Here is a 22,340-nt window from a genome sequence, read left to right as displayed (position 1 = left end):
AGGCGGGGCGTCCTGCCCCAAAAACAAATGCAAAAGACGAGCGCTTCTTGCCGCTCAATTGGCAAGAAGCGCTCGTCTTTTCTTAACGCGTTGTATGGCGGAGAGAGCGCAAGTTACGCGAGCGCCCTTCTTGCCAGCTCGGCCGCGCCGAGGATTCCTTGGTCGCCGCCGCAGCCCGGGGCGCAGATGTAGCTCTCCATGTCCTTAAGCTCGGCGGTCTGGATGTAGCCACCCAGATATTCGAGGGTCTTCTTGCGGACGATGCCGTAGAGCTGCTCCTGGTGCATCACGCCGCCGCCGAGGACGATGCGGCGAGGCGAGTACATGAGCACGAGGTTCGCGCACATCTGCCCCAGATAATCCCCCTCGAGCGCCCACACCTCATCGTTGTCCGCGAGCTCGGCCGCGGGCTTTCCCCAGCGCGCGGCGATGGCGGGGCCGGAGGCGAGCCCCTCGAGACAGCTCGCGTGGCTCGGGCAGACGCAGCGTCCCTCCTCGGTGGGACGGGTCCTTACCAGCATGTGACCGGCCTCGGGGTGCAGCATGCCGTGAAGGAGTCTGCCCGCGCACATGACGCCCGCGCCCACGCCGGTGCCGATGGTCACGTAGACGGCGTCCTCGAGCCCCTTGCAGCAGCCGAAGACCACTTCGCCGAGGCAGGCAACGTTCACGTCCGTGTCGTAGGCCACCGGAATCCCGAGGGCGTCGGCGAACGCGGCGCGAAGACCATGGCCTCGCCACGCGAGCTTGGGCGTCTGGAGGATGGAGCCGTAGCGCTCGTCGTTGGGGTCGACGCAGGTCGGGCCGAAGGCGCCGATGCCCAACGCGTCCACATCGCGGGCGGTGAACCACTCGATCATCTGCGGGACGGTCTCGGCGGGCGTAAGCGTCGGGGTCTCCATACGGTCGAGGACCTCGCCGTCGCCGGACACCACGGCACAGACCATCTTGGTCCCGCCGGCTTCGAGGGCGCCGAGCCTCATTTGCTTTTCGCTCATGTGATCCTCCTTACAAAGGGACGCCCGCAGTCATGGTCAACCGCGGGCGCCCATAACGTTGGCTTGTTTCGAGGCGACCCTACCTGGGCACGCGGTCCTGCCTTGCGGCAAACGGGGCGAGCACGGCGTGCGGCTCGCTTTGGTACCAGTAGGCGACGGTGGAGATGTCGTCCTCGCGCTCGTAGAGCTTGATGTCGTCGTTGCCGAGGTCCTGGAACGTCACGCGCAGGTCCTCCTTGAACGAGATCGGGTCGGGAAGGTGCCACCTGTAGAGGCCGTGCCTGGGCAGCGCGTCGTCGTTAGTCGCGAGCATCGGATTCGGGTTCGGCTTGCCCGCGCTGAAGCGGTCGCGCGTGGCGTCGCGCGTCGAGCGGTACGGGTAGCCGGCGAACAGCGTGTTGAAGCACTGCGCCTCGGGCAGCGCGTGGGGCGGCCTGTCGAGGAAGGCCCAGGCACCGCCGAAGTAGTCCTCGGCTCCCGTCGAGGTGACCGTGGGGAACTCCTCGTCGCCGTCGAGGAAGAACTTCATCTCGCCCTCGCCCCACCAATAGCGCTCCAGGGCGCACAGGGCCATGTAGGTGCCGACGTAGTAGCCCTTGCCGCGCACGCCGTCGAGCACGGTGTAGTCGACGCCCCTGCGGGTGCTGCGCTCGCGGTTAAAGCGGGCGTGGAAGTACATGGCGTCGTCCGGCACGTCGGTGAGCGCGTAGTTGAACGTGTAGAAGATGTACTTAATGAACCCGGGGTGCTCGCTCGTAAGCGTGACCTTGGCGTGCTTCCTGAAGGGCATCTCGAAGTAGCAGTTCATGCCGCCCGTCGGGTTCACGCAGATGGGCATCGAGTTGACGATGGCGCGCTCACCGAAGCCGTTGCAGAAGAAGTCGCCGACAGGGCACTCGACCGAGGGGGTCTCCTCGTCGTCCCAGTAGAAGCGCAGCACGAGGTCACGCATGACGAAGCTGCCAGCGGCGGTCTTGTCGGGGACGGTCATCCAGATGTGGCGGATGATGCCGGGGCCCTCGATGTCCGCGAGCGTGATGGTCTCGCCGGACTCAAGGGGCACGCAGCACGAGCCCTTGCGGCCGACGCCGAGGTGGCTGGCCGACATGGCGGCGCGGCCCTTCTCGCCCGTGATGTTCTCGGGGGTGATGGCGCGGCTTTCCTCACCGCCGTGCATCCACACGTCCTTAAGGAACTCTCTCATCGTCGACCTCCTCTATTCGTCGTCGTCGCACTCGGCGGAACTGGCACCGTTCACGTAGATGATCTGCTGGCGCGCCTCGTTGACGAGGGCGTCGAAGTCGAGTTTCTCGTCGGGGCGCGCGAGCGCGACCGTCATGGCGAGCGGGAGGTTGACACCCGCGATCACGTGGATCCGGTCGGAGGCGAAGCGGGAAAAGCGCTGGTTCACGCTGCCGCCGTACGCGTCGGTGAGGACGACGACCTCGTCAGTGCCCGAAAGAGCCGCCTCGACCGCCGCGTCGAGCCCCTCGCCGTTGTCGTTCACGTAGGCGCACACGGCGTTGACGGCGTCGCCCTTACCCGTAAGGAACTCGAGGGTGTCCTTGAAGCCCTGGGCGAGAAGGGAATGGCTCGCCACAACTATCTTTCTCATTGATTCACCAATCTCTTGGGTCGAAGCTAGGCGAGGATGCCGGCGGCGGAGGCGACCATCGCGAGGACGATCACCACGAGGATGAGGGCCGTCATGCTCGCGTTCTTCTTGGTAAGAAGGTAATACGCGCTTCCCGTGATGGCGGCGGGGATCATGGCAGGCAGGATCTTGTCGAGCAGCGGCTGAATCTCCATCGCGACGTCGCCGAAGCTGAAGCTAATCGGGCAGGTGACGCCAATGACCGAGGCGATGAGGCAGCCGACCACGGTGAGGCCGAGCACGGAGGCGGCGGCAGTGAGGTTGGGAAGCTTCTCGCTGAAGTCGGTGACGAGCTTCACGCCCTGCTTGTAGCCGAACTCGAGGGCGTGCATGCGGACCCAGAAGATGGCCAGGATGAGCGCGAACCAGATGCCGGCTCCCACGGGGTTGCCCTCGATGGCCATGTAGGCGGCGATGGAGCCCATGATGGTCGGGATCATGGTCATGAGCAGGGAGTCGCCGACGCCGGCGAGCGGTCCCATGGTGCCGATCTTCAGGTCTTGGACGGCGTCCGCCGCCGCTAGGCCGTCGCGCTCCTCCATGGCCACGCAGGCGCCAAGGATGATGGCGGCGAGCCAAGGCTGGGTGTTGTAGTAGCGGAAGTGGTTGTTGAGCGCTTGCTTATAGTCCTCGTCGTTCGTGTAGATCTTCCTCAGGACCGGCGAGAGGGCGTAGGCGACTGAGGCGCCCTGCTGGGTCTGGTAGTTGAAGGTGCACACGCTCATGAGCCAGCGCCAGTTCGCGTTGCGCAGGTCCTTCTTGGTGACCTTGTAGCCGGAGGGCTTGCCCTCGGCGACGGCGGTGATGTTCTCGTTTTCCATGGTTACTCATCCTCTCCGATGAAGGCGTCTGCGGAAGCGTGGGCGGCGAGCTCGGTGTCCCTCTCGGCACGCTGGTAGAACGCAATCGCGAGGGCAACGCCGACGATGGCGGCGCCGATGATGGGCACGTTCAGGAAGGCCGAGAGGAAGAAGCCGGCGAGCAGGTACTGGAAGTACTTGGCGGTTGGCATGTAGCGGAGCAGCATGGCGATACCGACGGCCGGGAGCATCTTGCCGGCGAGGGTGAGGCCGGAGAGGAACCACTGGGGCATGACCTCGAGGAGCCAGTTGACGGCGGGCTGGCCGAGCGTCACGGAGACAAAGACGGGCAGGGCGGCGCACAGGCCGAAGAGCGCGGGGCAGACCCACAGGATGGCGTTCATCTGATTGAACTTACCCTCGTTGCAGAACTTCTGGGACTTCTCGACGACAAAGCCGTTGAGGATCTTGGCGACGACGTCGAGCTGGATGCCGAGCATGCCGACCGGCAGGCCGATGGCGAGGCCCGTGTCGGAGCCCAGGGTCACGCCGTAGGCGGTGGCGATGATGGCCATCGTGCCGTAGTCGGGAATGGAGGAGCCGCCGAAGCCCGCGACGCCGAGCTGCATGAGCTGAATGGTGCCGCCGATGACAAGGCCGGTCTTCCAGTCGCCCATGACGACTCCGGTGATGAGGCCCCAGAAAACGGCGTAATTGACGAAGATCATCGGGATGCCGTAGTAGTCCACGTGCTTGATGAAGGCCAGCAGGGTCAAAAGGACGACCTGCAGGATAGTGAAGTTGACCATATTTCCCCCTTAGATGAGGTCTGCGACGGAGACGGGCTTGTCGGCGGGCACGAACTGGGCCGTCACCTTGACGCCACGGGCGATGAGCGCCTTGTAGCTCTGGACGTTCTCGGCGGAGGCGTAGGCGCGCTGGGTGAGCTGGATGCCGTCCTCCTTGACGAGCGAGCCGCCGACGACCAGCGACGGGAGCTCGACGCCCGACTCGACCAGGCGAAGCATCGTCTCGGGCTCCTTGGCGATGACGAAGACCTTCTCGCGGTCGTACTTGCCCGCGGCGAAGTTCTTGAGCGCGGTCTGCTCGGAGATGATCGAAACGGCCATGCCCGCGGGGCGCGCCATCCTCATGGTGGACTTCAGGACCTCGTCGCCAGCGACCTTGTCGTCGATGACCATGACTCGGGTCGCGCCCGACACCGGGGCCCACTGCGTCACGATGATGCCGTGAAGCAGGCGATTGTCGATTCGTGCCATAACAACACTCATGTTTGCTCCTATCAAATGAAGTTTTGCGTTCGGTACTGCCTCGGCGCTATCCGGATTCGCGCCGGGCAAGGGGTTATCGGATTATTGAGGACGCGCGGTCAGCTTGCGGCGGCGCGGGGAAGGTCACTCGTCGAGCAGGAGGTCCGAGGAGCCGAGGCGCTCTTCTCGCGCCGGGGCGGCGCTCACGCTTATGTAGTCGAAGACATATGCGATCTCGCTTACGGGAACCTCTACGCGATAGCGCGTCGAGATGCTCGAGAAGCTCTGCCTGAAGGACTCGATGAAATCGGCGCGTTCCTCCTCGAAGCGGTCCTGGCCAACGTAGGTCTCAATGGGGTTTCTGGTAACAAGGCGCTCGACGAGACAGCAGAGGTGAACGTAGAGCCCAATGATGGCGTTGCTGCCGATCTTCTCGCCTGTCCTGCGCTGAAGCTCGTGCACGGCGCTCTCGATCTCATGGAATAGCCGCTCCGGGTCGAGGATGGTGATGGAGCGGATGACGTTCTGCAGCGTCATGTTCGAGAGCAGCTTCTCGTGGAAAGAAGAGAGCTCGGAAGCGTCAAGCCACCTGCCGAACACGACATCAACCTTAGAGGCGGACGCCGTCGACATGATGTCCTCGAGGGCGACGAAGGGGACGGAGGCGACCCCGGGGTCTCCCGTGCCGATGACGGCGCAGACGCGGTGCTCGGAGAAAACGGCGTCGTTCGACCCGTTCGCGACGAGCTGCTTGAAGGGCCTCGTGAGCAGGCGCGCGCCTATGGTGCGCGGGAGGCTCTGCGAGACGAGCTGGCGTATCCTCTCCGCGGCGTCGACCCCGGACTCGGAGCAGAAGACGATGGCGTCCTCACGGTTGACGCGCTCGATCACCTTGCAGTGCGTCACGCACGCGGCGGTCGCATCGCCAAGAACCTCGGCGATGGACTTGCCGCCGAGCAGCCCGACCCCGATCTCGAGCGCAAGACCGGTAGAGACGTTGTTCACCACGCCGATAGTGGAGTCGGTAACGTTCTCGAGGGCCTTATAGGCCTCCTCCAAGGAGCCCATGTCGACGAGGAACACGACCCCGGTGCAGTAGGAATGGCGGTCGACGAGGCGCTGGAGCGGACCGACGATGTCCTTCAGCTGCTGGTCGTAGGGCATGTCGACAGCCTCGTACACATGCATGCCGAGCATACGGTTCGCCGCGTCGGCGATGCTCGTCGCCGTTGAGTAGCCGTGGGACAGGATGACGCAGAGCGTCCGAAGGGCCTTCGCATCGCGAGACTCCGATGCGACGCACAGCGTCAGAAGCGTCTTCGTGAAGTGATCGAGCGAGATTCCCAGCGCCCCTTCCACGTCTGCGGCGACCTGATCGGAGACACTCGAGGCAAACGGCAATTCGGAGGTCACGGCACCGAGGAGATGGGAGATTTGCTCCGCACAGGCAGACTTTCGCTTAGCCAGGCCGATACCCGGCCACAACTGCAGGCAAATCTCCTGGGCCAGTAGAAAAGCGACCTTCCTCGAAAGCTCGATGCCATAAGAAGAGCCTGCGTCGGCAAGGACCGCGCCCACGACGCGCTCGAAGGCGCGCGACCTCGAGGAGGCGACGCCGTGGTCGAAGATCAAGTGATCCTCAACGCCGCGCACAGCGGAGACAGCTTGCGAGACAAGCTCGGAGACAGAGAGCTCCCCGGCGCAGAATCGCTCATCGAGGGAGCACAGGGCATCGAGCGCCTGCTCGACCGGCCCTGTGCTCTCGGCGGCATCCAGAGACGCGTCGATCAGAACGCCATCGTCGGGCTGTTGATCGATCTGCGCGGAGGAGAGGAGCCCGCTGGGAAGAAGATACGGGCGAACGACGACGTAGTCGCCCTCGCGATTGAGGAACGCTTTGGCGCAGCAGTTCGTCACGCAGGCGCGCAAGCCGGCGATGTTATCGGAAAAGTCCGCGTTCACGAGGCAACGGTATGCGCCGCGGCTGATCTTCACATCAGAACCGATTCGGCACCCCTCGCTGCGCAGGAAGCTCAAGATGAGATCCTCGCGCTCCTCGGGGGTCCGCTCCTTGAGTGAGGGGACGCGGGCACAGATGGGCATTTTGCTGTAGGCCGAGGAAACCTTCAGGTCATCGGCGGATAGCGTCGTCGAAAGAACGAGGCGAGCGCGCGGCGCATCCTGGGAGGCATCGAGCCCGAGGGCCGTCGCAAGGCAGTGCTCCATCGCAGAGGGAGAGAGTGCCTCGATGCCGTTGACAAAGACCACACCCCCGCGCGCATTCGCGATCGACTCGTCAAGAAGCCCGTTGAACGAGGCGGCGTCCGGGACCCCGGCGCAGTCGATGCGCACATAGGAGGAGTCGCGGGACAGCAAGCCCTGGTTCTTGCCGTACTCGTACACAAGGCGAGAAAGGAAAGACTTACCGACACCCACGCCGCCGCTCAAGAGGATGGGCAGGCCAAACGGAGGGTACTGAACCGCAGCCTTGCACTGCTCGACAACGGAGCTGAGGCTCATGTCGAAGCCCACGGCACGCGCGAAGTCGCGGTGATCGGCGATTCCCGTCGCCTGGATGAGGTCGGCGAGCGAGGCGTACTCGCTTGCAGAGAGCTTTACCTGAAAACGCTTCTGGAACGCGCGGCGATGAAAATAACGGACAGGCCTGCCCGCCACCTTAACCACAAGACCGGCGCGAACAAGGTCGTTGAGGTACTGGCTCGCCAGGCTCCTGGAGATGATGAGTGTCTCGGCGATGTCGGAGGTGGACAGACGGGCAAGGTCGTCGAGCGAGACGGCAGAGGTGAGGGCCTCGAGATGCTCGAGAATCCTGTCCCTCATGTCGACGGGTTTCTTTGCCAAGCTGTCCTGTGTGGTCTTGTCCATGACTTCTTACCTCCTCGTACAAGGAGTATAAGGGGAGAACAGAGAACGGAAGGGGGCGCGTGGGGGAATCAACAGCTCCGAGGAAAAGTCCACCACTTGAGGGGCAGAAAACAACGGCCATTGAACATTCAGGGCCGACGCTCAACACTTCGGCTCGACACTTCGCTTTGGAAAGGGCCCCGGCGCGCCGGGGTCCCAACATAAAGAAGGGCCCCGGCGCGCAGGGCCTAAAGCTTAACCATGCGCGCGGCGATGCGGGCGCAGTCGCAGGCGGCCTTCTTCTCGAAGGTGTTGTAGTCGACGACCCGGCCCTCGGCGCAGGGCTTGTCGCTGATGGCGCGCACGACGACGAGGGGCACGCCGTTGAGATAGGCGGCCTGCGCGATGGTGCAGCCCTCCATCTCGCAGCACAGGTCGCCGAAGGTCGCGAGGATTCGCTCCTTCTGTTCCGCGGGCGAGACGAACTGGTCGCCGGAGACGACGCGGCCCTTGAGGACCTTAATGTCGGGGGCGACGGCGGCCGCGGCGGCGCACGCCGCCAGCAAGGGCCGGAACGGATCGCGCAAGATCAAGGCGTCGCCCGGGAGGTCGGGCGTTACCGTCAGCCGGCGCCGCGTCTGCCGCATCATGAGGGAGAACGGCCTGGCCGGCGCATACGGCAGGAAGAGGTTCAAGGTGCACCCCGGGGCGGTCAACGAGGCCGACGTGTCGAACGTCGTCGCGCGCGGCTTCGGCGGCAGGGCGCCGTGCACCCATATATGCAGCGACTTGGCCTGCGTGCGCGTCGGGACGTCGTGGAACTACGTCTGCCTGCTCGTCGACCTCTGCAACGGGGAGATCGTCGGCCACTCCGAAGGACCGAGGAGGGACGCGCGAGCTCCGAGCCAAGCTCTTGGATTACGTGCACTGGTACAACAACTTCAGGATCCACTCGACGCTGGGCTACATGTCGCCGGTCGAGTTCAGGGAGGCGGGGCCGTCCCTCCCGGAATCGTCCAAATAAGTGTTGCCAATCCATAGCCAATCCAGCCATCATCTCCGCGAAGGCGGACGTCAGGAAAAGCTCGGCTTGAGCTCGGTCGGACGCGGTCTGTGGGGCATCATTCAGGCTCAGGGGGTCTCCTTGTCTTCTTCGGTCGCAACCTGAATGATAGGGACGGCCCCTTCTCTCTTTCCCCTTCGTTTTCGACGCGTCACCCTCTCGGCGGGCTTAAGGCCCGCGCTCGCGGGTGCAGGGGCTACGCCCAAACCCCAAAAACGTAACGCCGTGCTCGAAGCGTTTCCGGACGTCAGCGTAATCTCAAATCCCGTTCGTCAACTCATGGGCAAGCCACCTGAGACTACTCATTTCTCCTACTGGCAATGAAGACCTGCGACCTGCAGTTTTGCAAACTGCTTGAAAGCCACCTGCGTTGATTCACTTCCTATTGCAGCTGGCGGCTTGCACGCGAAAAGGCATTTAAGTTTCAAAACGGGCGTTTTCGGCGCTATCGAGCCTCCAAAGGCATCCCGCCGCGCCCTTTGGGACAAAAACAAAAACTCAAAGCCCTGAGTTCGAAAATAGTTTTTGGAGTTGTCCCGACTTTTGTCCCCGAAGCCGACGAAACGCGACAGGGTGTCACCTGGCGGCACTCGATTCGAGACGGCACCGAAAACTGGATGCAACCGGAATGACGGGACGGCAGAACCGAAGCCATCGAGTGGGGATAGAAAAAGGCCCGGGTGCCGTGGCATCCGGGCCTTTGCTAGCAACTTGATGTTGCGGGCAGCTTAGAACTTGTGACCGCACTTCTTGCAGACGCGCAGCTTGTTCTTGCCGTCCTTCTCGTGACCGACGCGGGTAACCTTACCGCACTCGGGGCAGACGAGATTGACGTTGGAGGCGTCGATGGGAGCCTCCTGCGAAACGATGCCGCCCTGCTGGTTGGCAGCGTTGGGCTTGACGGCCTTCTTAACGACCGAAACGCCCTCGACAACGACCTTGTTCTCGGCGGGGAGAGCACGCAGGATAACGCCCTGCTTGCCGCGATCCTTACCAGAGAGAACCTGGACCTTATCGCCCTTCTTGATATACATATATCTCCCCTAACTACAGGGTCTCGGGAGCGAGCGAGACGATCTTCATGTACTTCTTGTCACGAAGCTCGCGAGCGACGGGCCCGAAGATACGGGTGCCGACGGGCGAACCATCGTTGTTGATGACAACGCAGGCGTTCTCATCAAAGCGAATGTAGGAGCCATCCTTGCGGCGGATCTCCTTAACGGTGCGAACGACGACGCAACGGACAACGTCCTTCTTCTTGACGTTGGCGCCAGGGGTAGCCTCCTGGACAGCACCGATGAACACATCGCCGATGCCTGCATAACGACGCTTGGAACCGCCAAGCACCTTGATGCAGCGAATCTTGCGAGCGCCGGAGTTGTCGGCGACGTTCAGCATGGTTTGCATCTGAATCATGGTAGATGTTCCTCCGAACTAAGAACCGAAGAGAGGTGCGCAGCCTTTATACGGCCCGTGGTATGCAAGCCAGACATACGCACATCTTCGGAAACGTACAAGTCGTAAGAGCGACTGCTTATTTGGCGCGCTCGACGACCTCGATGAGGCGCCAACGCTTCATCTTGGACATAGGACGGGTCTCCATAACGCGGACGGTATCGCCCACGCCAGCCGTGCACTCCTCGTCGTGAGCGTGCAGCTTCTTGGAGCTGGTCATCATCTTGCCGTACTTGGGGTGACGCTTGCGCTCGGTGATGGTGACAACAATGGTCTTGGCACCGGAGACGGAGGTAACGACACCCGTACGGACCTTACGCGAGTTACGCGAATCAGTCATGTTCTCTCCTTAGGTCCTACTCGGCGACAGCGGACTTCTCCGCTGCGATCTCGCGGGCGCGCTGCTCCGTGAGGACGCGAGCGATGTCCTTCTTCACGGTGTTTACGCGAGCGGTGTTGTCCAGCTGGCTGGTGGCCATCTGGAAACGAAGGTTAAAGAGCTCGGCGCGCATTTCCTTCAGCTTCTCAACGAGCTGAGCGTCCGAGAGCTCACGAATCTCTGCGGGCTTCATTAGTTCTCCTCCTTGGCGGCGGCGGCGTCCTCAGCAGCCCACTTGGCCTCGAGAGCGGCCTCCTCAGCCATCTCCTTCTCGATGCGCTGCTCAGCGTTCTTAGCAGCAACAATCTTGGTCTTGATGGGAAGCTTGTGCTGTGCAAGACGCAGAGCCTCGCGAGCGACCTCCTCGGGCACGCCCTTGACCTCGAACATGATGCGGCCGGGCTTGACGACGGCCACCCACTCCTCGGGGTTACCCTTACCAGAACCCATGCGAGTCTCGGCAGGCTTCTTGGTGATGGGCTTATCGGGGAAGATCGTGATGTAGACACGACCGCCACGCTTCATGTAGCGGGTCATGGCAATACGAGCGGCCTCGATCTGACGGTTGGTGATCCAATGGGCCTCGAGAGCCTGGATACCAAACTCACCGAAATGCAGCTCGGTATTACCCTTGGCCTGGCCCTTCATGGAGCCACGCTGCACCTTGCGGTGAAGAATACGCTTAGGGGCAAGCACTACTGACCCCTCCTCTCGGAGTTACGACGACGAGGACGGGAAGAGCCCTCAAGTGCAGGGTTGGGAACAGGCTGGCCCGGGAGCTTCTCGCCCAGGTAGATCCAGACCTTCACGCCGCAAGCGCCCATGGTGGTGCTGGCGACAGCCGTGCCGTAGTCGATCTTGGCACGGAGGGTGTGCAGAGGCACGCGACCCTCGCGGTACCACTCACGACGGCCCATCTCGGCACCGCCGAGACGACCGGAGCACTGGATACGGATGCCCTTAGCGCCGGCCTTGCGGGCAGACTGGACAGCCTTGCGCATAGCGCGACGGAAGGCAACGCGGCCCTCGAGCTGCTCGGCGATAGACTGAGCAACGAGGTTGGCGTCGAGCTCGGGGCGCTTGATCTCGACAACGTCGACGGAGAGCTGGCCCTTGGAGACGCCAGCGACCTTCTCGAGCTCGGTGCGGAGGGTATCGATCTCGGCACCCTTCTTACCGATGACAACGCCGGGGCGAGCGGTGAGGATGATGACCTTCACCTTGTCGCCAGCGCGCTCGATCTCGACGCGGGAGACAGCTGCGCGGGAAAGACGCTTCTCGAGGTACTTGCGGATCTCGAGATCGTTACCGAGGGTCTTAGCGTAATCCTTCTCTGCGAACCAGCGGGAGCGCCAGTTCTCGGTGATGCCAAGACGGAAGCCGGTGGGGTAGACTTTCTGACCCATACAGCTTTACGCCTCCTTTCGAGGAGCAACGACGACGGTGATGTGGGAAGTACGCTTCAGAATGCGAGAAGCGGAACCCTTGGCGCGGGGACGGATGCGCTTAAGCGTCGGACCCTCGTCAACATAGGCAGCGGCGACAACCAGGTTGTCGGCACGCAGACCGTTGTTGTTCTCGGCGTTCGCAACGGCGGAACGGAGAACCTTCTCGACATCCACGGCGACGGCGCGGTCGCAGAAGTGGAGGATGTCGAAGGCCTGAGCGACAGGCTTGCGGCGGATCAGATCGACCACCAGGCGGGCCTTGCTGGGGGAAACACGCACGTACTTAGCGACGGCGCGAACCTCGGTGGCCTCAGTTTCAATAGACTTAGTTGCCATTTACGGTTAACCCCCTATTTGGCCTTGTGGCCACGGAACGTACGAGTCGGCGCGAACTCGCCGAGCTTGTGACCAACCATGGACTCGGTAACATACACGGGCACATGCTTGCGGCCGTCGTGGACGGCGATGGTGTGACCAACCATCTCGGGGAAGATGGTGGACGCGCGGGACCAGGTCTTCACGACGTCCTTCTTGCCAGCCTCGTTCATCGCGGTGATACGCGAGAGAAGGCGAGTCTCCACGAACGGGCCCTTTTTGAGACTTCTGCTCATAAGTGCTTTCTCCTAAAACTCGGTATCCGAAATTACTTCTTACGGCGACGAATGATGTGCTGGTTCGAGACCTTCTTCTTCTTGCGCGTACGAAGGCCCTTCGTCGGCTTACCCCAGGGGGTAACAGAGGGACGACCAGAGGTGTGGTTCTTGCCCTCGCCACCGCCGTGCGGGTGGTCGACAGGGTTCATGACGGTACCGCGGACGGTCGGGCGCACGTTCATGTGACGCTTACGGCCGGCCTTGCCGATGACGATGTTGGCGTGATCGGCGTTGCCGACCTCACCGACGGTGGCGCGGCAGGTAACGAGGATGCGGCGCATCTCGGAGGAAGGCATACGGACGATAGCGTACTTGCCCTCCTTACCCATCAGCTGGCAGGAGTTACCGGCGGAACGGGCGATAGCAGCGCCCTTGCCCGGCTGGAACTCGACGGCGTGGATGAGCGTACCGACGGGGATGTCGGCGAGGGGCAGAGCGTTGCCCGGCTTGATGTCGGCGTCAGAACCGGACATGATGGTCTGACCGACCTCGAGGCCCTTGGGGGCCAGGATGTAGCGCTTCTCACCGTCAGCGTAGTGCAGCAGAGCGATGCGAGCGGAACGGTTCGGATCGTACTCGATCGTGGCAACCTTGGCGGGCACGCCGTCCTTGTTGCGCTTGAAGTCGATCACGCGGTAACGACGCTTCACGCCGCCGCCCTGGTGGCGGGTGGTGATGCGGCCGTTGTTGTTACGACCGGCCTTCTTGGGCAGGGGCTCGAGAAGGGACTTCTCGGGCTTGGTGCAGGTGATCTCAGAGAAATCGGAGATCGTCTGCCAACGCCTACCAGCGGAGGTCGGCTTAAGGTGCTTTACAGCCATTACAATCCCTTTCAATAGGAATCCGTTAGCCATCGCAGACAGGGATTCGAGGTTCTGCCTCGGGTGCGATGACACCGGACGTATACACGGTTCCGGGCGTGTCCATTTTATACGCCCGAAACCTTGAGCTCTCGCCTCCCCTATTTGGGAGGCATGAGCTCACTCAACAGCAGCGAGTCTTAGGCCTGGTTGCCAAAGACCTCGATGGTGTCGCCCTCGGCCAGCGTGACGATGGCCTTCTTCCAAGAACGGGTCTTGCCGGCGACATAGCGCACGCGCTTGGTCTTGGGCTTGACCGTCAAGGTGTTCACGCGAACGACCTTGACGCCGAAGATCTCCTCGACAGCGTCCTTGATCTGATACTTGTTAGCATCCTTGGCGACCTCGAACGTGTACTTGTTCTGCTCCATGCCGGAGAAGGAACGCTCGGACACGATCGGACGGATGATGATCTCGTGGGCGGTCATTTATGCAAGCACCTCCCCGAAGTGAGCGGCGATGTCGGCGGGCATCAGCACAGCGTTGTTGTTGACGAGATCGTAGGTGTTGGCCTCGTCAGCGGTGATGATGAACGTCTTGGGAATATTGCGGAACGACAGGTAGGCGTTGACGTCCTCATCGCGAACGATGATGGTCAGACGCTTGCCCTCAAGGCCAAGAGCCTTGAGCATGGCAACGGCAGCCTTGGTGGAAGGCTTCTCGAAGCCGTAGTCGTCGACGAGCACGAGCTCGCCATCGGCCAGCTTGGCGGACAGCGCGGAGCGCATAGCCAGCTTGACCTCCTTGTTGTTCATACGCTTAGCGTAGGAACGGGGCTTGGGGGCGAAGACAACGCCACCGTGACGCCACTGGGCAGCACGGATGGAACCCTGGCGGGCACGGCCGGTGCCCTTCTGACGCCAAGGCTTCTTGCCGCCACCGGAAACCTCAGAGCGGCCCTTAGCGGACTGGGTGCCCTGACGCCAAGAGGCCATCTGGCACTTGACGATGTGGTGCATAACGTGGATGTTCGGCTCGATGCCGTACACCTCAGCGGCGAGCTCGGCCTCGGCGACCTTCTTGCCCTCGCTGTTCTTTACTTCAAACTTTGCCATTTAAGTGTTCTCCTTGGTATGACGCTGGGCTAAATGGGCTGGGCCCTTAGGCCATACGGATGGCGACGAGACCATTCTTGGCACCCGGGACAGCGCCCTTGACCAAGATGAGGTTCTGCTCGGCATCGATGCGGACAACGGAAAGGTTCTTGACGGTAACGCGCTCGTTACCCATGTGACCGGCCATCTTGACGCCCTTGAGGACGCGCGCAGGATAGGCGCACTGACCGATAGAACCGGGGTGACGCTGGAAGTGAGAACCATGCGTCATAGGACCGCGGCGCTGACCCCAGCGCTTGATGCGACCCTGGAAGCCCTTACCCTTGGAGGTACCGATGACGTCGACCTTCTCGACATCAGCGAAATCAGCGACGGTGACGACCTCGCCGACCTTGTGCTCCTCGCCGTTCTCGACGCGGACCTCACGAAGGAAGCGGACAGGCTCGACGCCAGCCTTGGCGAAGTGACCAGCCATGGGCTTGTTCACGTTCTTGGCCTTGATGTCGCCGAAACCGATCTGGACGGCGTCATAGCCGTCGGTTGCCTGAGTTTTAACCTGCGAGACAGCGCAGGGGCCAGCCTGGATGACCGTGACGGGAACGACGTTATCGTCCTCGTCCCAAACCTGGGTCATGCCAATCTTGCGGCCGAGAATCATGCTGATCAAGATATGATCCCAACTCTCGCGTGGTCTTGGGACAATGCGTACACCACCGAGCGTACGCCCCTAGAGGACCACTACTTACACGACGTGCTCCCCAGCCTTGTATTTCGCCCGGACTACCTGACAACCCTATTAAGCAGGCATTTTGTCCAGCCAGAATACTCCCCTGGTTTCACACAGCTGTTTAGTATACACGGCTGCGGGCGTATCCATTGAGATTCATATTTCACTCACATTGTTTACGCAGGTAAAGTGCGTGGATGGCTCCCGAGCACGGCGGAGGGCCGGAGAAATATATTAAGGTCCCTGCTCTACAGTCCTGCGCAAGACGGAGAGCACATTAAGTGCTCTCCTTTGCGTGCGGAACTCGCGATGACCTTAATATATTTCTCCGGCCCTCCGCCGTGCTCGGGAGACGACACGTTGATGTCTGCTTAACTCTGCTCGCTCAGGCTAATGACTTTGTTGGGGGTCCACTATTTGCTGGAGGGTGAACTTGCATTGCATTGGCTCGCCCTCTACTTGTGGCTTTGCCTCATCGAAATCAAAAATCATGATGGCGCAGTTGGGGAGTTTTGTTGGGAGCTCGAAGCCCTCTGGGGCTGCAGCCTTGATGAATTGGCGGCTGGCGCTGCCGTGGCTTACTGCTAGGAGGGTTTCGATCCCCTCGGCGCCCATGAGATTGGTGAGGGTGGCTACCATGCGCTCCTGCAGGGCATGACTTCCTTCTCCTCCAAAGGGGACCAAGTCCTCGCCGGGGTCCCAGACGTCGGTGGGTAGGGCGTCGTGGGGGCCTTCTTCGAAGGTGCCGTAGCTGCGCTCGATGATGCCTTCGCAGGGCTCGACTGCTGCATCCCGGCCGAGGAGTTCGGTTGCGACGAGACTTGCCGTGTCCATGGCTCGGCCTAAGGGCGAAGAGACCACTTTGTCGGGGACGACGCCGTGGGCTTTGAGCCATGCGGCTGCCATTCCCGCTTGCTTGCGGCCCAGATCGGTCAACGGAGAATCGCAGCGGCCCTGGACGAGCTTTTTAACGTTGAATTCTGTCTGACCGTGGCGGAGTAGATATAGACGCTTCATGCTCTCCCCTTCTGTATAACTTGCTTTGCTGGCACAGCCCTACTCGTGGGTGTGGCCTACGTAGTCTTCGTCGATCGTGATCTTGGCGACCGACTTGGGATATTCCGATTCGACCCGTTTCGCCAGCGCGCGCTTCAGGTCCTCGGCGCTCATCGCCAAATCCGAGGGACGTACGCAGTCAAAGATCACGTTGGTATGCGTGGGGCCCGGAACACAGCGTAGGTCGTGGATCGAGAGGCGGCTATCAATCTCTTGAGCCATAGCGTTGATGCGCAGACGCATGCTCGCCACCTTTGGATCGTCGGTCACGATGGGATCGTAATGGAGCGTGACGATCATGCCGTCTTCGACCCTAAACGACTGCTCGATGTTATCGAGCGTGTCGTGACTTTCCAGCGGGCTGGCCTCGGCTGCCATCTCGGCGTGAGCGCTTGCGAACTTCCTGCCCGGGCCGTAGTCGTGAACCATCAAATCGTGAACGCCCAAAACGCCGGGGTAGCTCATGATCTTGTCTCGAATGTGCTTGACCAGCTTTGGATCGGGTGCCTGGCCCAAAAGCGGGCTCACCGTATCCAGGATGAGCTCAAAGCCGCTCCAGCCGATATAGGCGCCAACGGCAAGGCCGACCCATGCGTCAAGATTGATGTGCGTCACCTGCGAAACAATTGCGCACGCCAGCACGGCACCCGTAGCTAGGACATCGTTCTTTGAGTCCTGAGCGGTCGCATGCAGCGTCTCGGACTCAATGCGATCGCCGAGCTTTTGGTTGAGGGCCGCCATCCAGAGCTTAACAATCATCGAAAGCACCAAGACTGCCACCAGGGCAAGCGAGAACTCGACAGGTTCGGGGTGGATGATGCGCTCAACCGAGGACTTCACCAGCTCAACGCCAATCAGCAGCACGAGCGCCGCCACGACCAGACCCGAGAGATACTCGTAGCGGCCATGTCCGTAAGGATGCTCGGGGTCGGCCGGCTTGCCCGCCAGCTTAAAGCCAAGCACGCTCACGATGTTCGAGCTGGCATCGGACAGGTTGTTCATGGCGTCCGCCACAATCGAAACCGATCCCGACAGCACGCCAATTGCACCCTTCGCAGCGCAAAGCGCAACATTAGCGAGAATACACACTATGCCCGTCAACGTTCCCACGCGCGCACGGTCGCCCTGCGCACGACGAACAATCCACTCGACCATCCTCATCAGTCCCCACGGTACTACCTATATATCTATTGCTCAAACGGATTGTAGTGTAGCCACTTTGCCCCCCAGATACAAAAAGGCCGCAACCCACACGGGCCACGACCTTGGAATGTGCCATGCGGGACTGCCCCTTTGTCGATCGATTTATGCGCTTGCTTCAGCAGCGCTCGCCACTGTTTCGAGCGAATCAGCTGCGTCTTCTGCCGCCTGCATCTTTGTCGGCACCACGCCAAAACAGCAGCTCAGCGCCGCAGACACCGCAAATGCTGCGCCGCCGGCAGCGCAGCACCACAGCAGATTCGAGATGCCGCCCGTGGCAAAGCCAATGACCATAAGGACATTCGTCATGCCGATGGTATAGGCCGTAACGTGGCCCACGGCCGCAACAAGGCCTCCGACGGCGCCGCCAATGGCCATGCATGTCAGACACCTGCCATATTTAAAGCCGCAGCCGTACAGCGCCGGCTCGCTTACGCCGCCAAGCACGCCCGAGATCGAATAGCCCAGCATGAGCGCCTTCTCGTCCTTATCCACAACGCGGAGCGACGCGCCAAAGGGCATGCCCCAAACGGCGAACGTCGCCATCGTCGCAGCGATCAGAATGCACGAATCCGTTCCCACACTCATAAACTGCGCATAGGCGAGCGATAGGACAACGTTGCTGACACCCGCGATCTTAAGAAACTCCCAGCCCGCGGCAAGTCCCATAAGCGTGAGCAGCGACACGATGCCACCGGAATTGCCAAGCATAAACATAAGCTGTCCCAACAGCATGCCCAGATAGCTGCCCGCCGGCGCCGTAATACACAGCGAGGCCGGAACCATGACGAGCATGGTTGCAAACGGAACAAACGAAAACGCCACGGCCTTAGGGATAACGCGCTGGAAGAAACACTCCACTCGCCATAGCACGGGTACCGAGATGAGAACCGGAATAACAGTCGTTGTGTAATCGTTGACCGGCGCGGGAAGCAGACCATACACGAAAGTCATCGCTGCCCCCGTCGTCGATGCGGCATCGACGAGCTTAAGCAGATCGGGCGCAATCAATACGCCGCCCAGCATCATGCCCAGCTGCTCCGAGCAACCGAGCTGGCGGGCGGCCGCCCAACCAAGATAAATGGGCAAAAAGTAGTAGCCGGCGTTATAGAGCCAACTGTAGAACAGGCGATAGATTTCGGAATCGGCAGACCACAGGCCCAGCATGCCTTCGCCCATAATGACGGCGGCGGTGCGGAACAACGCCGCGCAAACAATAAACGGCAGCGCCGACATCATGCTTTTGGACAGATAGTCCACCACGGCCATGGCGTTTGATGAAACCGTCGTTGTAAACGAGGTGTTAGAAACTTGTGACATGGAACGCCTTTCCCAATGTGACATGCGGGCTGTCCCTTTGTCACATCGTGCGGTACTGACCGATTGCGCGGTACTTTTCGTAGCGGAGGTTTGTGAGGGTCGCGTCGTCGAGCTGCCCAAGCGTATCGAAGGCATCAAATGCCGAGGACATGACGACACCGGCGATCTCCTCATGCGACAGGCCCCTATCGTCAACAATGCCGTCGATGATGCCGAGCGCCAACAGATCGGGGGCCGTGAGCTTAAGCGCCTCAGCGGCCTCATTCGCGCGCTCGGTATCCTTCCACAGGATCGACGCACAGGCCTCGGGGCTCACGACCGAATAGGCCGAGCTCGAGAGCATCAGGATGCGGTCGGCCACGGACAGCGCCAGCGCGCCACCAGAGCCGCCCTCGCCTGTCACCACCGAGACAATCGGCGTCTTAAGGCCGCTCATCTCCATGAGATTCTGGGCAATCGCCTCGCCCTGGCCGCGCTCCTCGGCACCGATGCCGCAAAACGCGCCCGAAGTATCAACCAGGCACAGAACCGGCCGACCAAATTTCTCGGCTTGGTGCATCAGGCGACGTGCCTTGCGGTAGCCCTCGGGATGCGCCATGCCAAAGTTGCGACGCATGCGCTCTTTGGTCGTGGTACCGCGCTCGATGGCGATAACCGTCACGGGTCGCCCGTCTTTCCAGCCGATGCCGCCCACCACGGCAGCATCGTCGCCAAAGTAGCGGTCGCCGTGCAGCTCTACGAATCCGTCGAGACCCAACGAGATCATCTCGCCTGCCGTGGCGCGGTTCGCCGAGCGAGTCTGTTTGACGATTTCGAGCGCGCTTTTTGGTGCGGCCGAGCGCTTAAACAAGTGTCCCAGCTTTTTGTCGCGACGACCCGTATGCACGATCTCATGCGGTGCCCCCAGGCCGGGCGCGTGCCCTTCGTGCAGCGCCAGCAGCTCGCCTACCGTGAGCGCAATCTCGCCACGCGGAACAACGGCATCGCAAAAGCCGTGCTCCAGCAAAAACTCGGAACGCTGGAATCCCTTGGGCAGACGCTTGTGCATGTTCTGCTCGATCACGCGCGGGCCGGCAAATGCCGTCAGGGCATCGGGCTCGGCCAGGATAATGTCGCCCTCCATGGCAAAGCTCGCGGTTACACCTCCGGTCGTGGGATCGGTGAGCACCGTGATATACAGGCCGCCCGCCTCGCTGTGGCGCCTAACCGCCGCAGAAATCTTGGCCATCTGCATGAGCGAGGTCACGCCCTCCTGCATGCGGGCGCCGCCCGATACGGTAAAGCCAACGACCGGCAGCCCCAACTCGGCCGCGCGCTCAAAGACACGACAGATCTTCTCGCCCACCACGGAGCCCATTGAGCCCATCATAAAGTTGGCATCCATAAAGAAGAGCGCGGTATCGCAGCCGCAGATTTTGCCCCTGCCGCACACAACGGCATCGCGCTCGCCCGAACGCTCGCTCACGCTCTTAAGCTTGTCGGCATAACCGGGAAACGAGAGGAAGTCCTTCGACGCCAGATTGGCATCCCATTCCTCAAAGGTACCCGCGTCGACCGTCATGCGCATGCGCGCGCGACCGCTCACGCGAAAGTGTTTGCCGCAACGAGGGCAGACCTCGAGGTTGTCGTGCAGGCGCGCCTCATCGATCACACGGCGGCACTCCGGGCATTTGACAAACACGTGGCGCGCGGGGAACTCGGCGCACGACTCGGTTATCGGCCCCTCAAGGACATTGACCGTCTTCGCTTTTCTATTCATCAGCATAGAGATGCCCCATCAGATCGGTGTGATACATGCCCGACAAAAACTCGTCGTTTGCCAGCACGTCGAGCTGAAGCTCGCTATTTTCGCTCACGCCCTCAATCACGAGCTCGCCCAGGGCCGAGCGCATCTTGCGAATGGCACCGTCACGCGTGGGCGCGCACACGATGAGCTTGCCGAGCATGGAGTCGTAGTACGGCGGAACGTTCGCTCCGGTAAACATGGCGGAATCCCAGCGCACGCGCGGACCACCCGGCACACGCAACGCGGTGACCGTTCCACATGACGGTAGAAAGTCCGGCGTTTCGGCATTGATGCGGCACTCCATGGCGTGGTTGCGGACCGGTACGTCCTCCTGCTCAAAGGGCAGAGGCTGGCCGGCAGCCACGCGCAGCTGCCACTTGACCAGGTCGGTATCGGTCACAAACTCCGTAACCGGATGCTCCACCTGCAAGCGCGTGTTCATTTCCATAAAGTAGAAATTGCCGTCATCTGAGTACAAAAACTCGATGGTGCCAGCGCCCTCATAGCCAACGGCACGAGCCAGGTCGCGCGCGGCCTTGTGCATGCGCGCGCGAATATCATCGCGTCCGTCGAGGCACGGCGCGGGGCTCTCCTCGATCAGCTTTTGGTTGCGGCGCTGCACCGAGCACTCGCGCTCGCCGAGCGAAAACACATGGCCCTGCTTATCGGCCATAATCTGTACCTCAACGTGATGCGCCGGCGCAACGAACTTCTCCATGTAGCACTCGCCGTCGCCAAAAACGGCCTCACCCTCGGCACGCGCCTCGATGAACGCCTTTGCCGCATCTTCCACGCGCTCGACCTTGCGAATACCGCGACCGCCGCCGCCCGCGCGCGCCTTAATAAGCACGGGGCAGCCGATGCGCTCGGCCTCGGCCGTTGCTTCCTCGGGGCTTTTGAGCAAATCGCAGCCCGGCACGATGGGCACGCCCGCAGCAGCGGCCGTTCGGCGTGCGGCGTCCTTGTCGCCCATGCTGTCGATCACCTCGGCCGAAGGACCGACAAACGCCAGACCGAACTTGTCGCAGTCGCGCACGAAGCTCGCCTTCTCGGAAAAGAAGCCATAGCCGGGATGAATTGCCTTAGCTCCCGACTTTACGGCACAGGTGAGCACGGCATCGTCGTTGAGGTAGCTCTCGGCAAGACGCGGGCCGCCGATGCAATACGCCTCGTCGGCAAGCTGCACGTGTAGCGCGTCCGCATCGGCCGTGGAATAAACGGCGACGGTCTTGATGCCCATATCGCGGCACGCGCGGATAACACGGACCGCGACTTCGCCGCGGTTGGCGATGAGCACTTTGTCGAACATGGAGCCTTCCTTAACTTTCGTGCATGAGTGCAAAAGACATATCGGCGCGGCAGCAAACCTCACCGTTGACGCTCGCAGTACCCGTCGCAAAGCGGAACGGCCCGCGCGCACGCGTGATGGAGCACACCAGATCAACCGTGTCGCCCGGGCGCACCGGACGCTTAAAGCGCACCTTATCGAGGCTCGTATAGAACGGCGTCGCGCCGCGCGCCTCCTCGTCGCCCATCAGCAGCACGCAGCAGTTCTGGGCGAGCATCTCGCACTGAATCACGCCGGGAACGACCGGGTTTCCCGGAAAATGTCCCTGCAAAAAGTACTCGTCGCCTGTAATCGTGATCTTGCCGTGGGCCTCGTCGCCCACCAGCTCGGCTTCGTCGAGCAAAAGCATCGGCTCGCGATGCGGTAACAGCTTCTTGAGCTCTTCTTTGTTCATGGATATCA

General features: G+C 61.6%; 26 protein-coding genes and 2 pseudogenes. 2 read left to right on the top strand and 26 right to left on the bottom strand.

Annotation, left to right across the window (positions count from 1 at the left end; all coding sequences use genetic code 11):
- Nucleotides 1-113: 113 nt before the first annotated feature.
- The 8 genes from DW913_RS01960 to DW913_RS01925 all read right to left on the bottom strand — a co-directional run bounded on the left by DW913_RS01960 (nucleotide 114) and on the right by DW913_RS01925 (nucleotide 8,154).
- On the bottom strand, nucleotides 114-998 hold the full coding sequence (locus DW913_RS01960) for an ROK family protein (RefSeq protein WP_199407873.1): 885 nt from the start codon (nucleotides 996-998) through the stop codon (nucleotides 114-116).
- Between the two features lie 79 nt (nucleotides 999-1,077).
- Nucleotides 1,078-2,202 (bottom strand): glycoside hydrolase family 172 protein, encoded by a 1,125-nt coding sequence (locus DW913_RS01955; RefSeq protein ID WP_172676343.1) that lies wholly within the window; start codon nucleotides 2,200-2,202, stop codon nucleotides 1,078-1,080.
- Nucleotides 2,203-2,214: 12 nt separating this feature from the next.
- Nucleotides 2,215-2,613 (bottom strand): PTS sugar transporter subunit IIA, encoded by a 399-nt coding sequence (locus tag DW913_RS01950; protein WP_089572475.1) that lies wholly within the window; start codon nucleotides 2,611-2,613, stop codon nucleotides 2,215-2,217.
- Between the two features lie 26 nt (nucleotides 2,614-2,639).
- Complete coding sequence (locus DW913_RS01945; RefSeq protein WP_089572476.1) at nucleotides 2,640-3,473, bottom strand: PTS system mannose/fructose/sorbose family transporter subunit IID; 834 nt, start codon at nucleotides 3,471-3,473, stop codon at nucleotides 2,640-2,642.
- A gap of 2 nt (nucleotides 3,474-3,475) precedes the next feature.
- Complete coding sequence (locus DW913_RS01940) at nucleotides 3,476-4,261, bottom strand: PTS sugar transporter subunit IIC (protein WP_089572477.1); 786 nt, start codon at nucleotides 4,259-4,261, stop codon at nucleotides 3,476-3,478.
- A gap of 9 nt (nucleotides 4,262-4,270) precedes the next feature.
- The gene (locus DW913_RS01935) at nucleotides 4,271-4,744 is read right to left on the bottom strand and encodes a PTS sugar transporter subunit IIB (protein ID WP_089572478.1); all 474 of its coding nucleotides are present in this window, start codon (nucleotides 4,742-4,744) and stop codon (nucleotides 4,271-4,273) included.
- Between the two features lie 123 nt (nucleotides 4,745-4,867).
- Nucleotides 4,868-7,609: a PRD domain-containing protein gene (locus DW913_RS01930; protein ID WP_117638025.1), complete on the bottom strand. Its 2,742-nt coding sequence runs from the start codon at nucleotides 7,607-7,609 to the stop codon at nucleotides 4,868-4,870.
- 227 nt (nucleotides 7,610-7,836) lie between these two features.
- Nucleotides 7,837-8,154: a 5'-methylthioadenosine/S-adenosylhomocysteine nucleosidase gene (locus tag DW913_RS01925; RefSeq protein ID WP_229026325.1), complete on the bottom strand. Its 318-nt coding sequence runs from the start codon at nucleotides 8,152-8,154 to the stop codon at nucleotides 7,837-7,839.
- On the opposite strand from DW913_RS01925, the pseudogene DW913_RS10125 reads away from it, so the two are divergent.
- A pseudogene (locus DW913_RS10125) lies at nucleotides 8,111-8,218 on the top strand (hypothetical protein); the annotation flags it as partial. The gene DW913_RS01925 and the pseudogene DW913_RS10125 overlap by 44 nt on opposite strands.
- A gap of 292 nt (nucleotides 8,219-8,510) precedes the next feature.
- The gene (locus tag DW913_RS10120) at nucleotides 8,511-8,612 is read left to right on the top strand and encodes an IS3 family transposase (RefSeq protein ID WP_231501554.1); all 102 of its coding nucleotides are present in this window, start codon (nucleotides 8,511-8,513) and stop codon (nucleotides 8,610-8,612) included.
- 767 nt (nucleotides 8,613-9,379) lie between these two features.
- Here DW913_RS10120 and rplX read toward each other — a convergent pair.
- The 18 genes and pseudogenes from rplX to fabZ all read right to left on the bottom strand — a co-directional run bounded on the left by rplX (nucleotide 9,380) and on the right by fabZ (nucleotide 22,332).
- Nucleotides 9,380-9,685, bottom strand: coding sequence for a 50S ribosomal protein L24 (rplX, locus tag DW913_RS01915; protein ID WP_099432059.1), 306 nt, complete (start codon nucleotides 9,683-9,685; stop codon nucleotides 9,380-9,382).
- A 13-nt stretch (nucleotides 9,686-9,698) separates the two neighbouring features.
- Nucleotides 9,699-10,067 carry a 50S ribosomal protein L14 gene (gene rplN, locus DW913_RS01910; protein ID WP_006235041.1) on the bottom strand — a complete coding sequence of 123 codons (369 nt, stop codon included), beginning with the start codon at nucleotides 10,065-10,067 and terminating at the stop codon, nucleotides 9,699-9,701.
- 118 nt (nucleotides 10,068-10,185) lie between these two features.
- Nucleotides 10,186-10,446: a 30S ribosomal protein S17 gene (rpsQ, locus tag DW913_RS01905; RefSeq protein ID WP_006235040.1), complete on the bottom strand. Its 261-nt coding sequence runs from the start codon at nucleotides 10,444-10,446 to the stop codon at nucleotides 10,186-10,188.
- A gap of 16 nt (nucleotides 10,447-10,462) precedes the next feature.
- On the bottom strand, nucleotides 10,463-10,678 hold the full coding sequence (rpmC, locus tag DW913_RS01900) for a 50S ribosomal protein L29 (RefSeq protein WP_006235039.1): 216 nt from the start codon (nucleotides 10,676-10,678) through the stop codon (nucleotides 10,463-10,465).
- 107 nt (nucleotides 10,679-10,785) lie between these two features.
- Nucleotides 10,786-11,181 (bottom strand): annotated as a pseudogene (gene rplP / locus DW913_RS01895) (50S ribosomal protein L16); the annotation flags it as partial.
- Nucleotides 11,181-11,891, bottom strand: a complete 711-nt coding sequence (gene rpsC / locus DW913_RS01890; RefSeq protein ID WP_006235037.1) for a 30S ribosomal protein S3 — start codon at nucleotides 11,889-11,891, stop codon at nucleotides 11,181-11,183. The pseudogene rplP and the gene rpsC, both read right to left, overlap by 1 nt.
- A 6-nt stretch (nucleotides 11,892-11,897) precedes the next feature.
- The gene (gene rplV, locus DW913_RS01885) at nucleotides 11,898-12,269 is read right to left on the bottom strand and encodes a 50S ribosomal protein L22 (RefSeq protein ID WP_006235036.1); all 372 of its coding nucleotides are present in this window, start codon (nucleotides 12,267-12,269) and stop codon (nucleotides 11,898-11,900) included.
- 14 nt (nucleotides 12,270-12,283) lie between these two features.
- The gene (gene rpsS, locus DW913_RS01880; protein ID WP_006235035.1) at nucleotides 12,284-12,544 is read right to left on the bottom strand and encodes a 30S ribosomal protein S19; all 261 of its coding nucleotides are present in this window, start codon (nucleotides 12,542-12,544) and stop codon (nucleotides 12,284-12,286) included.
- A gap of 32 nt (nucleotides 12,545-12,576) precedes the next feature.
- Nucleotides 12,577-13,407, bottom strand: coding sequence for a 50S ribosomal protein L2 (gene rplB / locus DW913_RS01875; RefSeq protein ID WP_055250219.1), 831 nt, complete (start codon nucleotides 13,405-13,407; stop codon nucleotides 12,577-12,579).
- Nucleotides 13,408-13,586: 179 nt separating this feature from the next.
- A complete protein-coding gene (gene rplW, locus DW913_RS01870; RefSeq protein WP_006235033.1) occupies nucleotides 13,587-13,874 on the bottom strand; it encodes a 50S ribosomal protein L23 in 288 nt (95 codons plus the stop codon).
- Complete coding sequence (gene rplD, locus DW913_RS01865) at nucleotides 13,875-14,501, bottom strand: 50S ribosomal protein L4 (RefSeq protein WP_006235032.1); 627 nt, start codon at nucleotides 14,499-14,501, stop codon at nucleotides 13,875-13,877. It abuts the gene before it with no gap.
- Between the two features lie 46 nt (nucleotides 14,502-14,547).
- On the bottom strand, nucleotides 14,548-15,168 hold the full coding sequence (gene rplC / locus DW913_RS01860; RefSeq protein ID WP_035137484.1) for a 50S ribosomal protein L3: 621 nt from the start codon (nucleotides 15,166-15,168) through the stop codon (nucleotides 14,548-14,550).
- A gap of 450 nt (nucleotides 15,169-15,618) precedes the next feature.
- On the bottom strand, nucleotides 15,619-16,245 hold the full coding sequence (locus DW913_RS01855) for a histidine phosphatase family protein (protein WP_117797427.1): 627 nt from the start codon (nucleotides 16,243-16,245) through the stop codon (nucleotides 15,619-15,621).
- Nucleotides 16,246-16,284: 39 nt separating this feature from the next.
- Complete coding sequence (locus DW913_RS01850; RefSeq protein ID WP_199580043.1) at nucleotides 16,285-17,439, bottom strand: cation diffusion facilitator family transporter; 1,155 nt, start codon at nucleotides 17,437-17,439, stop codon at nucleotides 16,285-16,287.
- 150 nt (nucleotides 17,440-17,589) lie between these two features.
- Complete coding sequence (locus DW913_RS01845) at nucleotides 17,590-18,804, bottom strand: PTS fructose transporter subunit IIB (RefSeq protein WP_117797425.1); 1,215 nt, start codon at nucleotides 18,802-18,804, stop codon at nucleotides 17,590-17,592.
- Nucleotides 18,805-18,844: 40 nt separating this feature from the next.
- The gene (gene accD, locus DW913_RS01840; protein ID WP_089572485.1) at nucleotides 18,845-20,569 is read right to left on the bottom strand and encodes an acetyl-CoA carboxylase, carboxyltransferase subunit beta; all 1,725 of its coding nucleotides are present in this window, start codon (nucleotides 20,567-20,569) and stop codon (nucleotides 18,845-18,847) included.
- On the bottom strand, nucleotides 20,556-21,899 hold the full coding sequence (locus DW913_RS01835) for an acetyl/propionyl/methylcrotonyl-CoA carboxylase subunit alpha (protein ID WP_117797424.1): 1,344 nt from the start codon (nucleotides 21,897-21,899) through the stop codon (nucleotides 20,556-20,558). The genes accD and DW913_RS01835 overlap by 14 nt, the downstream gene beginning before the upstream one ends.
- Before the next feature lie 10 nt (nucleotides 21,900-21,909).
- The gene (fabZ, locus tag DW913_RS01830; protein WP_099432064.1) at nucleotides 21,910-22,332 is read right to left on the bottom strand and encodes a 3-hydroxyacyl-ACP dehydratase FabZ; all 423 of its coding nucleotides are present in this window, start codon (nucleotides 22,330-22,332) and stop codon (nucleotides 21,910-21,912) included.
- Nucleotides 22,333-22,340 lie beyond the last annotated feature (8 nt).

Source organism: Collinsella sp. AM42-18AC (assembly GCF_003467965.1).
Lineage (GTDB): Bacteria > Actinomycetota > Coriobacteriia > Coriobacteriales > Coriobacteriaceae > Collinsella.
Note: the sequence above shows the minus strand (reverse complement) of the source record. Positions and strands in the feature narration are given on the sequence as shown.

Coding starts and splice junctions, on each gene's coding strand:
- DW913_RS01960 (WP_199407873.1), bottom strand. CDS start 998: ATGAGCGAAAAGCAAATGAGGCTCGGCGCCCTCGAAGCCGGCGGGACC.
- DW913_RS01955 (WP_172676343.1), bottom strand. CDS start 2,202: ATGAGAGAGTTCCTTAAGGACGTGTGGATGCACGGCGGTGAGGAAAGC.
- DW913_RS01950 (WP_089572475.1), bottom strand. CDS start 2,613: ATGAGAAAGATAGTTGTGGCGAGCCATTCCCTTCTCGCCCAGGGCTTC.
- DW913_RS01945 (WP_089572476.1), bottom strand. CDS start 3,473: ATGGAAAACGAGAACATCACCGCCGTCGCCGAGGGCAAGCCCTCCGGC.
- DW913_RS01940 (WP_089572477.1), bottom strand. CDS start 4,261: ATGGTCAACTTCACTATCCTGCAGGTCGTCCTTTTGACCCTGCTGGCC.
- DW913_RS01935 (WP_089572478.1), bottom strand. CDS start 4,744: ATGAGTGTTGTTATGGCACGAATCGACAATCGCCTGCTTCACGGCATC.
- DW913_RS01930 (WP_117638025.1), bottom strand. CDS start 7,609: ATGGACAAGACCACACAGGACAGCTTGGCAAAGAAACCCGTCGACATG.
- rplX (WP_099432059.1), bottom strand. CDS start 9,685: ATGTATATCAAGAAGGGCGATAAGGTCCAGGTTCTCTCTGGTAAGGAT.
- rplN (WP_006235041.1), bottom strand. CDS start 10,067: ATGATTCAGATGCAAACCATGCTGAACGTCGCCGACAACTCCGGCGCT.
- rpsQ (WP_006235040.1), bottom strand. CDS start 10,446: ATGACTGATTCGCGTAACTCGCGTAAGGTCCGTACGGGTGTCGTTACC.
- rpmC (WP_006235039.1), bottom strand. CDS start 10,678: ATGAAGCCCGCAGAGATTCGTGAGCTCTCGGACGCTCAGCTCGTTGAG.
- rpsC (WP_006235037.1), bottom strand. CDS start 11,891: ATGGGTCAGAAAGTCTACCCCACCGGCTTCCGTCTTGGCATCACCGAG.
- rplV (WP_006235036.1), bottom strand. CDS start 12,269: ATGGCAACTAAGTCTATTGAAACTGAGGCCACCGAGGTTCGCGCCGTC.
- rpsS (WP_006235035.1), bottom strand. CDS start 12,544: ATGAGCAGAAGTCTCAAAAAGGGCCCGTTCGTGGAGACTCGCCTTCTC.
- rplB (WP_055250219.1), bottom strand. CDS start 13,407: ATGGCTGTAAAGCACCTTAAGCCGACCTCCGCTGGTAGGCGTTGGCAG.
- rplW (WP_006235033.1), bottom strand. CDS start 13,874: ATGACCGCCCACGAGATCATCATCCGTCCGATCGTGTCCGAGCGTTCC.
- rplD (WP_006235032.1), bottom strand. CDS start 14,501: ATGGCAAAGTTTGAAGTAAAGAACAGCGAGGGCAAGAAGGTCGCCGAG.
- DW913_RS01855 (WP_117797427.1), bottom strand. CDS start 16,245: ATGAAGCGTCTATATCTACTCCGCCACGGTCAGACAGAATTCAACGTT.
- DW913_RS01850 (WP_199580043.1), bottom strand. CDS start 17,439: ATGGTCGAGTGGATTGTTCGTCGTGCGCAGGGCGACCGTGCGCGCGTG.
- DW913_RS01845 (WP_117797425.1), bottom strand. CDS start 18,804: ATGTCACAAGTTTCTAACACCTCGTTTACAACGACGGTTTCATCAAAC.
- accD (WP_089572485.1), bottom strand. CDS start 20,569: ATGCTGATGAATAGAAAAGCGAAGACGGTCAATGTCCTTGAGGGGCCG.
- DW913_RS01835 (WP_117797424.1), bottom strand. CDS start 21,899: ATGTTCGACAAAGTGCTCATCGCCAACCGCGGCGAAGTCGCGGTCCGT.
- fabZ (WP_099432064.1), bottom strand. CDS start 22,332: ATGAACAAAGAAGAGCTCAAGAAGCTGTTACCGCATCGCGAGCCGATG.